The 15163-nt window shown below is 66.0% G+C and carries 15 protein-coding genes; 13 read left to right on the top strand and 2 right to left on the bottom strand.

From position 1 onward, the window contains the following. A complete protein-coding gene (locus CH249_RS23955; RefSeq protein ID WP_032397776.1) occupies positions 1 to 795 on the bottom strand; it encodes an enoyl-CoA hydratase/isomerase family protein in 795 nt (264 codons plus the stop codon). 131 nt (positions 796 to 926) lie between these two features. Further along, positions 927 to 1118, bottom strand: a complete 192-nt coding sequence (gene rpmB / locus CH249_RS23950; RefSeq protein ID WP_008717389.1) for a 50S ribosomal protein L28 — start codon at positions 1116 to 1118, stop codon at positions 927 to 929. A gap of 275 nt (positions 1119 to 1393) precedes the next feature. Here rpmB and CH249_RS23945 point away from each other — a divergent pair, with 275 nt between their 5' ends. From CH249_RS23945 to CH249_RS23885, 13 genes are all read left to right on the top strand, one after another. Further along, positions 1394 to 3073 carry a DAK2 domain-containing protein gene (locus CH249_RS23945; protein ID WP_094682868.1) on the top strand — a complete coding sequence of 560 codons (1680 nt, stop codon included), beginning with the start codon at positions 1394 to 1396 and terminating at the stop codon, positions 3071 to 3073. Positions 3074 to 3086: 13 nt separating this feature from the next. After that, a complete protein-coding gene (gene recG, locus CH249_RS23940) occupies positions 3087 to 5363 on the top strand; it encodes an ATP-dependent DNA helicase RecG (protein WP_094682867.1) in 2277 nt (758 codons plus the stop codon). 132 nt (positions 5364 to 5495) lie between these two features. Beyond that, a complete protein-coding gene (locus CH249_RS23935; protein ID WP_094699025.1) occupies positions 5496 to 8912 on the top strand; it encodes a pyruvate carboxylase in 3417 nt (1138 codons plus the stop codon). Then, positions 8909 to 9463: a 16S rRNA (guanine(966)-N(2))-methyltransferase RsmD gene (gene rsmD / locus CH249_RS23930; RefSeq protein WP_045195615.1), complete on the top strand. Its 555-nt coding sequence runs from the start codon at positions 8909 to 8911 to the stop codon at positions 9461 to 9463. The genes CH249_RS23935 and rsmD overlap by 4 nt, the downstream gene beginning before the upstream one ends. A 36-nt stretch (positions 9464 to 9499) precedes the next feature. Beyond that, positions 9500 to 9988: a pantetheine-phosphate adenylyltransferase gene (gene coaD, locus CH249_RS23925; RefSeq protein WP_094682865.1), complete on the top strand. Its 489-nt coding sequence runs from the start codon at positions 9500 to 9502 to the stop codon at positions 9986 to 9988. A 119-nt stretch (positions 9989 to 10107) separates the two neighbouring features. Continuing rightward, a complete protein-coding gene (locus CH249_RS23920; protein ID WP_032397782.1) occupies positions 10108 to 10899 on the top strand; it encodes a DivIVA domain-containing protein in 792 nt (263 codons plus the stop codon). Between the two features lie 91 nt (positions 10900 to 10990). Further along, a complete protein-coding gene (locus CH249_RS23915) occupies positions 10991 to 11599 on the top strand; it encodes a DUF177 domain-containing protein (RefSeq protein ID WP_032397783.1) in 609 nt (202 codons plus the stop codon). Beyond that, the gene (gene rpmF / locus CH249_RS23910) at positions 11600 to 11782 is read left to right on the top strand and encodes a 50S ribosomal protein L32 (RefSeq protein ID WP_032397784.1); all 183 of its coding nucleotides are present in this window, start codon (positions 11600 to 11602) and stop codon (positions 11780 to 11782) included. 26 nt (positions 11783 to 11808) lie between these two features. Beyond that, complete coding sequence (gene rnc / locus CH249_RS23905) at positions 11809 to 12591, top strand: ribonuclease III (protein WP_032397785.1); 783 nt, start codon at positions 11809 to 11811, stop codon at positions 12589 to 12591. Then, positions 12591 to 13457, top strand: a complete 867-nt coding sequence (mutM, locus tag CH249_RS23900) for a bifunctional DNA-formamidopyrimidine glycosylase/DNA-(apurinic or apyrimidinic site) lyase (protein ID WP_094682864.1) — start codon at positions 12591 to 12593, stop codon at positions 13455 to 13457. The genes rnc and mutM overlap by 1 nt, the downstream gene beginning before the upstream one ends. Positions 13458 to 13515: 58 nt before the next feature. Beyond that, entirely contained in the window at positions 13516 to 13944 is a 429-nt protein-coding gene (locus CH249_RS23895) for an OsmC family protein (protein ID WP_094682863.1), read from the top strand. Next, entirely contained in the window at positions 13944 to 14852 is a 909-nt protein-coding gene (locus CH249_RS23890; protein WP_256988445.1) for an SMP-30/gluconolactonase/LRE family protein, read from the top strand. Before CH249_RS23895 ends, CH249_RS23890 begins: the two co-directional genes overlap by 1 nt. Then, the gene (locus CH249_RS23885) at positions 14849 to 15124 is read left to right on the top strand and encodes an acylphosphatase (RefSeq protein WP_094682949.1); all 276 of its coding nucleotides are present in this window, start codon (positions 14849 to 14851) and stop codon (positions 15122 to 15124) included. The genes CH249_RS23890 and CH249_RS23885 overlap by 4 nt, the downstream gene beginning before the upstream one ends. Positions 15125 to 15163: the final 39 nt, after the last annotated feature.

The following is a 15163-nucleotide window of genomic DNA, read 5'->3' as shown; positions in this document are numbered from 1 at the left end:
TCAGGAGAAGTCGGGACGACGCTTCTCGACGAACGCGTCGACGCCTTCACGTCCGGCCGGTGACGCCGCAGCGACCGATATCGAGGCGGCTTCGGCGTCCAATTGTTCTGTCAGAGTTGCTGATTCGGAGCTTCCGAGCAGTCTCTTGATGCCCTGGTACGCCGATGTCGGTCCGTTGGCGAGGGTTCGAGCGAGGCGCTCGGCCTCACTGTCGACGATGTCGTCGCCCACCAGCCGGCTGAGGATTCCGAGCCGAACGGCATCCTCTCCGTTGATGATCGAGTCACCCAGAAGTATGTCCATCGCGCGGCCCGAACCGACGATTCGGGGGAGTGTCCAGGACATTCCTCCGTCCGGGGTGAATCCGATGGAAGGGTACGCAGGGCGCAGTTTGGTCGACGGACCGCCGATGGCGATATCGGTGAGACAGACCAGACTCATGCCTGCCCCGGCCGCCCAGCCGTGGACCCCGGCGACGACCGGGACGGTGACGGCGGCCAGTTCGCGGACGAATGCATGGAACGTGTCGGCGACCGAACCGACGAATGCGCCGCGGTCGTCGGCTCCGGCGAAATCGCGTACGTTTCCGCCTGCGCAGAAGTTGGGCCCGCGGCCGATGAGGAGCACACTTCCGATCGCGGTGGTACCGGCGTTGACGGATCGCAGTGCCGCCGTGCCGGCGTCGATGCCTTCGAGGTCGAGAGAGGCACCGCCCGCCTCGGTGGCGACGACGATGCGCAGCACGCCGTCCTCGATGCTGACCTTGCTGGGACCGTAGTCATCCGAATCACTCACGATCGGGATTCTAATGGACGTCCAAGTGTTCGAGTGCACCGACGACTGTGCCCCGCCTCCGAATACGGGGGCGGGGCACAGTTCTCGCACGCGAGGAACGCCGTGGAGGAAAACGAAGAGCGAGGCCGAAATCAGCCCCGGACCACCTTGCCTGCCTTCAAGCAGGAGGTGCACACGTTCATGCGCTTGGAGTTACCAGGCGCAACCTGAGCGTGAACGGTCTGGATATTCGGGTTCCAACGACGGTTGGTCCGTCGGTGCGAGTGCGAGACCGACTTACCGAAGCCGGGCCCCTTGGCGCATACGTCGCAGACGGCAGCCATAGTCGCGAACTCCTTGATAGATGTTGATCGATACATGTGGTCGAAGACATCGAAACGAACTACGAGCAGATGCAAGGATTGCAATGCGTGAAGATCGCCTCGAGGCAACCCTGCAAGAATAGCGGCGTCGCACGCAATCACCAAACCGCCACGGCAGACGCTCCGCGGGGCTCACGTACGGCGCGCCACCGATCATGCCCGACTAAGCTTCGGGCACTGTCCGCGAGGGAGTTCGGACGAGGTGAGGGACGTGACGCGGGGGGAGGCTGGCCGAGGTGGTCGACGTTCTCGAATCGATCGATGCCGCGGCCCTGCGCCGGTGGGCCTACCACTGCGTCGATTCCCTCACCGCGCGGTGCGACGAGATCAATGCACTCAACGTGTTCCCCATCCCCGACTCGGATACCGGCACCAATCTCATGTTCACCTTCCGCGCCGCGGTGGAATCGATGCGCGCAGCCGGGCCCGCTGCGGACGCCCGCTCCATTGGGCGAGCGCTGGCAGTGGGGGCGGTCGCGGGGGCGCGGGGGAACTCGGGAGTGATCGTGTCCCAGCTGTTGCGCGCCGTCGCCGAGGCCGCAGCGGACGGCCCGCTGGACACGGTGTCGATGCAGGCGATGCTGCGTCGCGCCAGAGTCCTGGTCGCGGGCGCGGTCAGCGTTCCCGTCGAGGGCACGATGCTCACCGTTCTGGCCGCAGCCGATCGCGAAGCCTCGGCGCACGATGCCAATGTCAGCCTCTCCACGCTGGTGGTCGACATCGCCGAGGCCACTGCTAGAGCTGTCGACAGCACGACGGACCAACTCGCCGAACTCCGCGAGGCCGGTGTCGTGGACGCAGGAGCTCTCGGTCTCTCGGTGATCGTCGACGCGTTCGTGGAGGTGGTGATCGGCCGCACGCCGCCGCGCAGGCGATACCGTCGCCCACACGAGCACGAACGCCGGACGGGCGACGATGCGCCGAACCTCTCGTCGGACTGCGGCCGTGCACCCGTCGCGGTGTCGGAGTACGGATCGTCTCGCTCCCTCGGGTACGAGGTGGTCTACGTCGTGCACGGGCCGGACGACGCGGGGGCGGCGGAACTTCGCCGAGCACTGGCCGACATCGGAGACTCGGTCGTCGTCGCCGGTGACGGTTCCGGGGCCTGGTCCGCGCACGTACACACCACCGACCCCGGTGGTGCCGTCGACCGCGGCATCGCCGCCGGAGATGTTCGCGGAGTGCGTATCTCGTGTTTCGGTCCGGCCGAGTTCGCCGCAGTCGCGATCCCCGAAAGCCGCGACACAGCGGTGCTGTCGGTCGGTCGCGATATTTTGGCGCTGGTGGCCGGTGACGGTGCCGCAGACCTCTACGTTCAGGAAGGTGCGACGGTGGTGCGGTGCGACGAGGCGATCGACTCCTCGGTGCTGCATCGCGCGATCGTCGGGATGAAGCATCGTGAGGTGTTGGTGTTGCCGAACGGCGCGTTGTCCGCGCAGGAACTCGTCGCGGTCGGCGCCGCTGCCCGAGCGGACGGCAAGGACGTGGTGATGTTGCCGTGTTCGGCGATGGTGCAGGGACTGGCCGCGCTCGCGGTGCACGATGCCGCCCGCGCCGCAGTCGACGACGCGTTCACGATGTCCGAGGCGGCGGCGGGCACGAGGTGGGGTTCTCTACGTATCGCACAGGAGCGATCTCTGACGTGGGTCGGCACCTGCGAGCCGGGCGACTGCATCGGGCTGGCGGGGCAGGAGGTGGTGATCGTCGCCGCTCGTCCGCTCGATGCGGGGTGTCGGTTGCTCGATCAGCTCCTGGCCACGGGAGGGGAGCTGGTGACGGTGCTCGTCGGGGCCCAGGCGTCGGATGACTTCGGTGATCGGTTGGCCGAGTACGTGGCGGGCGCACATCCCGGGGTCGACGTGGTGGTCTATACAGGTGGACAGCCGGGGGATCTCGTGCAATTCGGAGTGGAATAGGGAATCTCGGACAATGGCAACGCTGGTGGATCGGCTCGATCACATCCTGGGAGCCGCGGCGGCGACGCCGCTGGCCGACGTCTTCGGAATTCACACTGTCGAGGACCTGCTGCGGCACTATCCGCACCGCTACATGACGCACGGTTCGGAGCTGGGGGAGAAGGAGCCGCCCGAGGGCGAGCACATCACCATCGTCGCAACGGTCGAGTCCGCGACGCTGCGTTCGATGAAGAACCGCAACGGTCAGTTCCTCGCCGTGACACTCGCTGCCGACGGGCAGCGGATCGACGCCACCTTCTTCAGTCCGCACAAGCTCAAGCACGTTCTGCTGCCCGGTCGTCGAGGAATGTTCTCGGGCAAGGTCAAGTACTTCGGCAAGCGGTGGAATCTCACGCACCCCAGCTACGTGATTCTCGGCGGAGACGGCAACGACGGTGCCGTCGTGCCTGCAGGTCGAATCGTCGGCGGTGGCACCCTGGCCGGACTCGCTCGCGGCTCGGTCGATTCCTCCGGTGCCGTGGACATGTCGGTGTTCGATCGCGCGTTCGTGCCCATCTACCCGGCCGCGAAGGACGTCGAGAGCTGGACCTTCATGCGCTGTGTCCGACAGGTGCTCGACCAACTCGACGATGTGGTGGATCCGTTGCCCGAGTCGGTTCGTGCGCAGCGCGGTCTCGTCGACATCGACACCGCGCTGCGGTCGGTCCATTTCCCGGATACCGCACAGGACAAGGACTCTGCGCGCGAGCGGCTGAAGTTCGACGAGGCGCTCGCCGTTCAGCTCGTCCTCGCCGACCGCCGACGCGACGCATCCACCCGCGTGGCTCCGCGATGCCCACCGATCACCGACGGTCTCGCCGCGGAGTTCGATCGGCGTCTGCCGTTCGAGTTGACGGCCGGCCAGCACCAGGTGGCAGCCGAGATCGCCCACGATCTGTCGGCACCGCATCCGATGTCGCGACTGTTGCAGGGTGAGGTCGGCTCGGGCAAGACGATCGTTGCCCTGCGGGCGATGCTGCAGGTGATCGATGCCGGGCATCAGTGTGCGTTGCTGGCACCGACGGAGGTTCTCGCCTCCCAACACGCGCGCTCGATTCGGTCGATGCTCGGGAGCCTCGCGGCCGGCGGCGAACTCGGATCGCACGAGCTGGCGACCAAGGTCGCCTTGTTGACCGGTTCGATGTCCACTGCGGCCAAGCGATCCGCGCTGCTCGACGCCGTCACCGGTGATGCAGGCATCGTGATCGGCACCCACGCCCTGATCGAGGACCGCGTCGAATTCCTCGATCTCGCGATGGTCGTCGTCGACGAACAGCACAGGTTCGGCGTCGAGCAACGAGATGCGTTGCGCGCGAAAGCTCGCGACAACACCAGTCCGCACTTGCTCGTGATGACCGCAACCCCCATCCCGCGGACCATCGCGATGTCGACGTTGGGCGACCTCGAGACGTCGGTGCTCACCGAACTGCCCCGCGGCCGATCGCCCATCGTCAGCAACGTGGTGCCTGCCAGGAGCAAACCGGGCTGGGTGGATCGAGCGTGGCAGCGTATTCACGAGGAAGTGGCAGCCGGTCGCCAGGCCTACGTGGTGTGCTCCCGCATCGGCGACGACGAGGACGCGGAGACGGGGAAGAAGAGCGCTGCGAAGAAGAAGAGTGCGAGCACGGAGGACGGCCCCGAGACCACGGCTGCGGTGGAGCTGTACGAGACCCTCTCCACCGGACCGATGCACGATCTGCGCGTGGGTCTGCTGCACGGACGACTGTCGGGAGACGACAAGGACATCACCATGTCCGAGTTCAACTCCGGCGAGATCGACGTCCTGGTCTGCACCACGGTGGTCGAAGTGGGAGTGGACGTTCCCAACGCGACGGTCATGGTCATCATGGATGCGGACCGATTCGGCGTGAGCCAACTGCACCAGTTGCGAGGCCGAATCGGCCGAGGTGGGCATCAGGGCCTGTGCATCATGATCAGCTATCTCAGCCCCGCGGGCGGCTCGTTCGCCCGGCTCGAGGCGGTGGCAGCGACCAACGACGGTTTCGAGCTGGCCAAGCTGGATCTGGCCACTCGTCGCGAGGGCGACGTTCTCGGTGCTGCACAGTCGGGCACGGTCAGCGGGTTGCGGCTGCTCTCGTTCATCGACGACGAGGACATCATCGCGGACGCGCAGGACTGCGCCCGGTCCCTGTTCGCGCGGGACCCCTCGCTGGCGAACGATCCCGGCATCGCGTCGATGATGCGATCGGCTTGGCGATCGGATCGAGTCGATTACCTCCAGAAGTCCTGACGGGTGGGCAGGAGCGGTCGAGGGGTCGGTCGTTACCTACTGCACCGTTTCAGTGGAGAAAATCGAGCACATCGTCCCGCATGATGAGATCAGTACGCCTCGGTGGCCGACGCTGCCGGGTAAGTTGAGCCAATGTTCTCCAAAGTTTTGGTTGCCAACCGCGGTGAAATTGCCATCCGTGCCTTCCGCGCCTCCTACGAACTCGGGGCCTCGACCGTTGCGGTGTTCCCGTTCGAGGACAGGAACTCGGTACATCGGACGAAGGCCGACGAGGCGTACCAGATCGGGGAGAAGGGCCATCCCGTTCGCGCGTACCTCTCGGTCGACGAGATCGTCGCCGCTGCCAAACGCAGCGGTGCGGACGCGGTGTACCCCGGATACGGATTCCTTTCCGAGAACCCGGATCTGGCCGCGGCGTGCGCCGAGGCAGGCATCACCTTCGTCGGCCCGTCCGCCGATGTTCTCGAACTGACCGGCAACAAGGCCCGCGCGATCGCGGCAGCCAAGGCGGCTGGACTTCCGGTACTGGCGTCGTCGGAACCGTCGTCCGATGTGGACGCGCTCGTGGCCGAGTCCGAGTCGATGACGTTCCCGCTGTTCGTCAAGGCCGTCGCGGGCGGTGGCGGCCGCGGTATGCGCCGAGTGGCCGAGCCCGAGCAGCTGCGCGAATCCATCGAAGCTGCTGCGCGCGAGGCGGAATCGGCCTTCGGTGATCCGACCGTGTTCCTCGAGCAAGCCGTGATCGATCCCCGGCACATCGAGGTTCAGATCCTGGCCGACGGCCAGGGCAACGTGGTGCACCTGTTCGAGCGCGACTGCAGCGTACAGCGTCGGCATCAGAAGGTCATCGAGCTCGCTCCGGCTCCGAATCTGCCCGAGGGATTGCGGGAGAAGATCTGCGCCGACGCCGTCGCGTTCGCGAAGCAGATCGGCTATTCGTGTGCCGGTACCGTCGAGTTCCTGCTCGACACCCGCGGTAATCACGTCTTCATCGAAATGAACCCTCGAATCCAGGTGGAGCACACCGTCACCGAAGAGGTGACCGATGTGGATCTGGTGCAGTCTCAGCTGCGGATCGCCTCGGGAGAGACACTTGCCGATCTCGGTCTGCAGCAGGAGAACATCGTGCTGCGTGGTGCGGCTCTGCAGTGCCGCATCACCACCGAGGATCCGGCGAACGGATTCCGCCCGGATGTCGGACGCATCACCGCGTACCGGACGCCGGGCGGTGCCGGAGTGCGCCTCGACGGTGGTACCACTCTGGGTGCCGAGGTCGGTGCCTACTTCGACTCCATGCTCGTCAAGCTCACCTGCCGAGGCCGTGACTTCGACACCGCCGTGGCGCGTGCCCGACGAGCCCTGGCGGAGTTCAGGATTCGCGGTGTCGCCACGAATATCCCGTTCCTGCAAGCGGTTCTGGTCGATCCCGACTTCACCGCGGGCCGGGTCACCACCTCGTTCATCGAGGAGCGCCCCGAACTGCTCACCTCGCGCTCCTCGGGCGACCGCGGCACCAAGATTCTCGCGTACCTGGCCGACGTGACGGTGAACAAGCCGCACGGCGAGCGTCCGTCGTCGGTGTACCCGCACGACAAGCTGCCGCCGGTGGACTTCGCAGCCCCGATCCCGGACGGTTCGAGGCAGCGGCTGCTTGCGCTCGGACCCGAGGGGTTCGCTCGCGATCTGCGCAATCGAAAAGCCCTCGGCGTCACCGACACCACGTTCCGCGACGCGCATCAGTCGTTGCTGGCCACGCGCGTGAGGACGAGCGGACTGCTCGGAGTCGCTCCGTACGTCGCGCGCACCACGCCGCAGCTGCTCTCCATCGAGGCGTGGGGCGGTGCCACCTACGACGTGGCACTGCGATTCCTGCACGAGGATCCGTGGGAGAGATTGGCGAGCCTGCGAGAGGCCGTGCCGAACATCGCAATTCAGATGTTGCTGCGCGGCAGGAACACCGTCGGCTACACCCCGTACCCGGAGAAGGTGACCCGCAGCTTCGTCGCCGAGGCCACCGACACCGGCATCGACATCTTCCGCATCTTCGACGCGCTCAACAATGTCGATCAGATGCGTCCGGCCATCGATGCCGTGCGCGAGACCGGCACGGCGCTCGCCGAGGTGGCACTGAGCTACACGGGTGATCTGTCGAACCCGAACGAGAACCTCTACACCCTCGACTACTACCTGAAGTTGGCCGAGCAGATCGTCGACGCAGGCGCGCACGTGCTCGCCATCAAGGACATGGCAGGACTGCTGCGCGCACCCGCAGCCAAGACTCTGGTGACGGCACTGCGCTCGAACTTCGATCTGCCCGTTCACGTACACACCCACGACACACCCGGTGGTCAGCTCGCGACCTACCTCGCCGCATGGGAGGCCGGGGCCGACGCCGTCGACGGTGCCAGCGCCGCGATGGCAGGCACCACCAGCCAGCCTGCGTTGTCGGCGATCGTGGCGGCTGCCGCGCACACCGAGCGCGACACCGGCCTGAATCTGCAGGCTGTCTGTGACCTCGAGCCGTACTGGGAAGCCGTGCGAAAGGTGTACGCGCCGTTCGAGTCCGGTCTGCCGGCACCGACGGGTCGCGTGTACACCCACGAGATCCCCGGCGGACAGCTCTCGAACCTACGGCAGCAGGCCATCTCGCTCGGGCTCGGTGATCGGTTCGAGACCGTCGAGGCCAATTACGCTGCAGCCGACCGCATGTTGGGCCGTCTGACCAAGGTGACACCGAGCTCGAAGGTCGTCGGCGACCTGGCACTTGCTCTGGTCGGTGCAGGCGCGTCCGCCGAGGAATTCGCCCAGAATCCCGGTCGCTACGACATCCCCGATTCGGTGATCGGATTCCTGCGCGGCGATCTGGGTACGCCTGCGGGCGGATGGCCGGAACCGTTGCGGACGAAGGCGCTGGAGGGTCGTGGCGAGGGCAAGCCGGTGACACCGCTCACCGATGAGGACGAGAAGAACCTCGACGGCACCTCGGCTCAGCGCCGCGAGACTCTCAACCGTCTGTTGTTCCCCGGTCCCACAGCCGAACTCGCCGCTCACCGCGAGAAGTACGGCGATACGACGCGGCTGTCGGCCAATCAGTTCTTCTACGGCCTGCGGCAGGGCGAGGAGCATCGGGTGGCCCTGGAGAAGGGCGTCGAACTGCTGATCGGGCTCGAGGCGATCTCCGACCCCGACGAGCGCGGAATGCGCACCGTCATGTGCATCCTGAACGGACAGTTGCGTCCGGTCTCGGTGCGTGACCGGTCCATCTCGAGCGAGGCCCCCACGGTCGAGAAGGCGGATCGATCCAACTCCGGTCATATTCCGGCACCGTTCGCCGGTGTGGTGACGCTGTCGGTCGAGGAGGGACAGAAGATCTCGGCCGGAGACACCGTCGCCACGATCGAGGCGATGAAGATGGAGGCCGCGATCACCGCTTCCCGCGGTGGCACCGTGACCCGGTTGGCGATCTCCGGTGTGCAGCAGGTGGAAGGCGGCGATCTGCTCGTCGTCATCGGTGGGGGGTCGACGGGCGAAGAGGCCGGCAGCGAATGACGCGGATCGTGGCGGGTGTCGCGGGTGGTCGACGATTGTCGGTTCCCGGCCAGGGCACCCGCCCCACCTCCGAGCGAGTTCGCGAAGCGCTGTTCAGCTCGCTGGAGAGTCGGATGGAACTCGGCGGTGCCGCGGTACTGGATCTGTTCGCGGGATCGGGAGCACTGGGGCTGGAGGCACTCTCGCGTGGAGCGTCGTCGGCGGTGTTGGTCGAGTCCGATGCCCGAGCGGCGGCGGTGGTGCGAAAGAACATCGAGTCGGTGGGGTTGCCCGGCGCTTCGGTCCGCTGCGCCCCGGTGGCCTCCGTGCTGGCCGGGGCAGCGGATGCCGAGTACGACCTGGTGTTGGCCGACCCGCCGTATGCCGTCACCGACACTGCCGTCGCCGGGCTGTTGGACAGGCTCGTCGTCGGGGGATGGCTCACACCCGATGCGGTCGTCGTCCTGGAGCGGTCGTCGCGTTCGCCGGAGACCCGATGGCCGACCGGACTGGTCCCGGAGAAGTCGAAGAAGTACGGCGAGAGTCGAATCGAGATCGCTGCACGTGCGTAGCGAGCGTGCACGGGATCGGCTGATAGGTTCGCGGGCATGACTGGCGCACTCTGCCCTGGATCCTTCGACCCGGTGACCAACGGTCACCTCGACATCTTCGAGCGGGCGGCCACAGCCTTCGACGAGGTGGTGGTCACGGTGATGGTGAACAAGAGCAAGAAGGGAATGTTCAGCATCGACGAGCGGATCGAGATGCTCGAGGTCGCCACGGAGCATCTGCCGAACGTCAGGATCGGCTCGTGGTACGGACTGTTGGTCGATTACGCTCGGCAAGAAGGCTTTTCGGCGATCGTCAAAGGTCTGCGCAGTTCGGTCGATTTCGACTACGAGTTGCAGATGGCGCAGATGAATCGAACCCTCACCGGAGTGGACACGCTGTTCCTCCCGGCGAATCCAGCGCACAGCTTTCTGTCCAGTTCGCTGATCAAGGAAGTCGCGACCTTCGGGGGAGACGTCACCGGGATGCTGCCGCCCTTCGTTCAGGACCGCCTGACCGCCCGTATCGCCGAGCGGGCCGCAGAGTAGTTCGAAGAGCGACACACCGAGCCGGTATAGCGCAGACGTCCGCCTCGGCGGGCAGACTGAACAGCGCAGCACTGCGAGTGAAGACCGCGCAGTGGCAGATTCGACGATTGGGGTAACCGGTGTACCGCGTATTCGAGGCGCTCGACGAGCTCGTCGCCATTGTCGAGGAGGCGCGCGGCGTTCCGATGACTGCCGGGTGCGTCGTCCCTCGCGGCGATGTCCTGGAACTGCTCGACGACGTTCGGGACGCGATCCCCGGCGAGCTGGACGACGCCCAGGACGTACTGGACCATCGCGACAAGCTCGTCGGCGATGCCAGGGCCACCGCGGAGAAGACGGTCGGCACCGCCAACGCCGAGGCCCAGAACACGGTCGAGAACGCTCGGGATTCGGCCGATCGCATTCTCGCCGACGCCAAGGCACAGGCAGATCGCATGGTGTCCGAGGCGTCGGCGCATGCCGACCAGCTCGTGGCCGATGCCGAGGCGGAGGCCGAGCGAACGGTGCTCGAAGGCCAGCGCGAGTACGAGGCTCTGACCGTTCGCGCCCGCACCGAGGCCGATCGGATGATCGAGTCCGGGACGGCGTCGTACGAGCGGTCCGTCGCGGACGGTACTGCCGAACAGAACCGCCTCGTGTCGGAGACCGAGGTCGTTCAGGCGGCCCACGCCGAGTCGGCTCGGGTGATCGACAGCGCTCACGCCGAATCGGACCGGATGCGCAGCGAGTGCGACGTCTACGTCGACACCAAGCTTGCAGAGTTCGAGGAGTTCCTCAGCGGCACCATTCGTTCGGTCGGACGTGGGCGTCAGCAGCTGCGAACCGGCTCGGGCGTGCCCGAGTACGGCAGTGAGCCGTACGGAGAATCCGCGTACGGGAGCCAGGAGCAGGGGCGTCGCAGCCGCCACTGATCGGCAGCGATTTGCCCTCGTATGCACGTATGCGTATCGTTGTGGGGTTGCTTACCGACAGTAGGCATACCGACAGTAAGGAAGAACAGACGTGCCCCCGCCCAAGAGAACGACCCGTCCGGAATTGGACGACGGATTCGTTCTGGACATTCTCAACCTCGGTCGTCGACCCGGGTCGACGAAGGCCATCGAGCGGACGGTTCCGGCTCCTTCCCGAATCGGCCTCGATGCCATAGCCATCGAAGCCGGTGTTCCGGTCTCGCTCGATCTGCAGTTGCAGGCGGTCTCGGAGGGCGTTCTCGTCACCGGCTCCGTACGAGCGGCCACGGCCGGGGAGTGCACTCGTTGCCTCGACCCGGTCGGTGGCAACGTCGACGTCTACTTGACGGAGTTGTTCGCGTACCCGAACAGCATCACCGAGGAGACAACCGATGCGGACGAGATTCACCGCATCGTCGACGACCTGATAGATCTCGAACCCGTCATTGTCGACGCGGTCGGTCTGGAGCTTCCACTCCACCCCGTGTGCAGCGACGAGTGCGAGGGATTGTGCCCAGAATGCGGCGTTCGCCTGGCGATTGCTGAATCCGGCCACAGTCACGATACAATTGATCCTCGCTGGGCTGGTCTTGCAGCCAAATTTGGCGTGGATCCAGAACCGAGCACAGAACTTGTGAACAACGAAGCCGAGGAGAAGTAAGTGGCTGTCCCGAAGCGCAAAATGTCGCGTTCCAACACGAGGTCGCGTCGTGCACAGTGGAAAACCACTGCGCCCACCCTCGTGACGTGCCCCAACCGCGGTTGCGGCGAGAAGACTCTGCCCCACATCGCGTGCCCCTCGTGCGGCACCTACAAGGGCCGCCAGGTCGTCGCAGCGGTCTGATTTCCGCTTACGTGACAAACGAAGTAGTGGACCGGCACAACAGCGGTTCACAGAAGAATAGCTCCACTGCCGCCGGCGGCGGGGACGACCGAGAGTCGCTCCTCGCCGCTATCGGTGTTTCCCTGTCGGAACCTCTGCTGACGCTGGCGCTGACGCACCGATCGTTCGCGTACGAACACGGTGGTCTGCCCACCAACGAGCGGCTCGAGTTCCTGGGAGATTCCGTCCTCGGTCTTGCGGTGACCGAGCACCTCTACGCGGTGCATCCCACCAAATCCGAAGGTCAGCTGGCCAAGATCAGGGCGAGCGTGGTCAACATGCACGCCTTGGCGGAAGTCGCGCGTGGTCTCGGTGACGGCGGACTGGGTCGCCATCTGCTGCTGGGTAAGGGCGAGGAACAGACCGGTGGGCGCGACAAGCCGAGCATCCTTGCCGACGGCATGGAGTCGTTGCTGGGTGCAATCCACCTCCAGCACGGCATCGACGTCGCTCGCACCGTTGTCCTGACGCTGTTCGCAGGCCTCCTCGATCGAGCTCCCAAGCTCGGTGCCGGGCTGGACTGGAAGACGAGCCTGCAGGAACTGACCGCCGAACGTGCACTCGGCGTTCCGGCGTACGAGATCTCGTCGACCGGACCCGACCACGACAAGGAATTCACCGCGACCGTGTTGGTCGGCGGATTCCCGCGCGGCGTCGGTATCGGTCGGTCGAAGAAGGAAGCAGAACAGAAGGCCGCCAGTCTGGCGTGGAACACGTTGTCGAACAACGACACCGCGATTCCCGGCGAGCCGGCAACCGACGAATCCTGATGCCGGAACTCCCCGAGGTCGAGGTCGTCCGGCTCGGTCTGGAATCTCACGTCGTCGGCAGGACGATGCAATCGGTGGAAGTTCTGCACCCTCGCGCCGTGCGGCGTCACGATCTCGGTGGCCTCGATCTGATCGGCCAGCTGCGCGGTCAGCGCGTCTCCTCGGCTCGGCGGCGCGGAAAGTACCTGTGGCTGGTGATGGAACCCGGCGACTTCGCCACCGTCGTGCACCTGGGCATGAGCGGACAGATGCTGGTGCAGCCGCCATCCGCCCCGGACGAGAAGCACCTCCGGATCCGGGCACGACTCGACGACGGCGCCGATCTGCGCTTCGTCGATCAACGCACCTTCGGCGGCTGGGCGCTCGCCCCGATCGTCACCGTTGACGGCACGGAGTTACCCGAACCGGTCGCACACATCGCCCGCGATCCGATCGATCCACTGTTCGACGCCGAATCGGTGGTCGACGTGTTGCGCGGCAAGCACACCGAGATCAAGCGGGCACTGCTCGATCAGACGGTGCTCTCGGGCGTGGGCAACATCTATGCCGACGAGGCGCTGTGGCGCGCGAAGATCCACGGCAATCGAATCGCGGAGGCGCTGACGCGGCCGGCGCTGCGGCGCCTTCTGACCGCAGTGCACGCCGTCATGGGCGAGGCCCTCGCGCAGGGTGGAACCTCGTTCGACGCGTTGTACGTCAACGTCAACGGGCAGTCCGGCTACTTCGATCGTTCCCTAGACGCCTACGGTCAGGAGGGTCTGCCGTGCTCGCGGTGCGGAACCCCGATCAGACGCGAGAAGTTCATGAACCGCAGCTCGTTCAGCTGCCCCACCTGCCAGCCGCGACCCCGACACGTGCGCAGCTGACAGCGCCCAGGTCATTCCGCGGGTTCGACTCCTGAAGAGCCCGCCTAGTATTTCCGTCATGGCAGAACAGAGCACGCCGACCAACCTCTGGGTCGAGCGCACAGGCACCCGTCGCTACACCGGCCGCAGCTCCCGAGGAGCCGAAGTGCTCATCGGGTCGGAATCGGTGGAGGGCGTCTTCACCCCCGGCGAGCTGCTCAAGATCGCACTCGCCGCATGCACCGGCATGAGCTCGGACCTACCGCTCTCGCGGCGAGTGGGCGACGACTACGCAGCCACCGTCGAGGTCTCCGGGGCCGCCGATCGCGAAAACGAGCTCTACCCGGAACTGAACGAGATTCTCCGAGTCGACCTCGGCGCGATGGACCCCGAGGCGCAGGAGCGTCTGCTCACCGTCGTCGAGCGCGCCATCGACAAGGTGTGCACCGTCGGGCGCACCCTGAAGGCGGGTACGAAGATCACCTTGGACATCGACGTGGACGCCTGATGAGAGCCGGGGCGGCCGTAATAGTCGCGGGTCTGATCCTCGGCACGGCGACCGCCCTGGCTCCCACCGCCGAGGCGTCGAGCAGTTGCACTCCGTGGTCGGTGAGCACGGTGGCGTCGGGATTCGGGGTGCTCGAGAACCTCGAGTTCGACGGCCGCGGCTCGATGATCGTGTCCGAGACCTCTCTCATCGGACCCGGCGCGCTGCGTACCGTGGCCCCCAACGGCGCACGGGGCACACTCGTCGCCGACGTCCAGTCGCCTGGCGGACTGGTCCGCGACGCCGACACGCTGTACTTCACGACCGGAAACAGCGCTGCCGCAGGTCTTCTCGATAGCCGAACCGGCACCGTCGACACGATCGATCTCGGCACGGGGGTTCGGTCGACGTACGCGTCGGGCCTGACGATGCCCAACGGGCTGGCGCGATCGGCGACCGGTGATCTGTTCACCACCCGCAACCTGGGTGGCCACTCCGGCCTGACGCGCGTTGCGGTCGACGGTTCGGTGTCGACGGTGCGTACCGATCTGGGATCGGCCAACGGCATCGGAATCGGTAACGGAAAGATGTACGTGGCCAACACGTTCGATCTCGAGACCACGCTCACCGTGCTCGACGAGCAGAATCCGTCCGGACCGTCCGCGCGCATTCGCATCGACGGTGTCGGACCACTGGCGATGTCGGACGACCTGACCGTCGGCGACGACGGAACGGTCTATCTCGCACAGAATCTCGCCGGCAGGGTGGTCCGTATCGATCCGGAATCCGGTGCCTCCTGTGTGATAGCGACCGGCGTTCCGCTGACCTCGTCGGTCGCCTTCGGCGGCGTCGGATTCGACGAGAAAGCGTTGTACGCCACCAGTTTCGATGGAACTGTCAGGAAGCTCGAGCCCGGATGGCAGGCATGAAGGACGAACGGTTGACGGCGTGGGTGCACGGGCTCGTTCAGGGCGTCGGGTTTCGGTGGTGGACTCGCTCGCGCGCACTCGAACTCGGACTCGTCGGTCACGCGACCAATCACGCGGACGGACGAGTCCTGGTGATAGCGGAGGGCCCACGTGAGCATCTCGAAGCGCTCCTGGCCCTGCTCCGAGGTGATCGGACTCCGGGCAGGGTCACGCTCGTCGTGGAGAGTTGGGACGCCGCCCGCGGAGATCTGGCGGGATTCGTCGAACGCTGATCGTCCGTTGCGGGAGGCTCGGCGCACTTTCGGGCAGCG

The sequence above is a fragment of the Rhodococcus sp. 05-2255-3B1 genome (genome assembly GCF_002258545.1).
Taxonomy (GTDB): domain Bacteria; phylum Actinomycetota; class Actinomycetes; order Mycobacteriales; family Mycobacteriaceae; genus Rhodococcoides.
This window is presented reverse-complemented; position numbering and strand designations above follow the sequence as displayed.

Excerpts from the sequence above, each read along its gene's own strand:
- rpmB (WP_008717389.1), bottom strand. The coding sequence starts at position 1,118 with ATGGCTGCCGTCTGCGACGTATGCGCCAAGGGGCCCGGCTTCGGTAAG.
- coaD (WP_094682865.1), top strand. The coding sequence starts at position 9,500 with ATGACTGGCGCACTCTGCCCTGGATCCTTCGACCCGGTGACCAACGGT.
- CH249_RS23885 (WP_094682949.1), top strand. The coding sequence starts at position 14,849 with ATGAAGGACGAACGGTTGACGGCGTGGGTGCACGGGCTCGTTCAGGGC.
- mutM (WP_094682864.1), top strand. The coding sequence starts at position 12,591 with ATGCCGGAACTCCCCGAGGTCGAGGTCGTCCGGCTCGGTCTGGAATCT.
- rsmD (WP_045195615.1), top strand. The coding sequence starts at position 8,909 with ATGACGCGGATCGTGGCGGGTGTCGCGGGTGGTCGACGATTGTCGGTT.
- CH249_RS23895 (WP_094682863.1), top strand. The coding sequence starts at position 13,516 with ATGGCAGAACAGAGCACGCCGACCAACCTCTGGGTCGAGCGCACAGGC.
- CH249_RS23890 (WP_256988445.1), top strand. The coding sequence starts at position 13,944 with ATGAGAGCCGGGGCGGCCGTAATAGTCGCGGGTCTGATCCTCGGCACG.
- CH249_RS23935 (WP_094699025.1), top strand. The coding sequence starts at position 5,496 with ATGTTCTCCAAAGTTTTGGTTGCCAACCGCGGTGAAATTGCCATCCGT.
- recG (WP_094682867.1), top strand. The coding sequence starts at position 3,087 with ATGGCAACGCTGGTGGATCGGCTCGATCACATCCTGGGAGCCGCGGCG.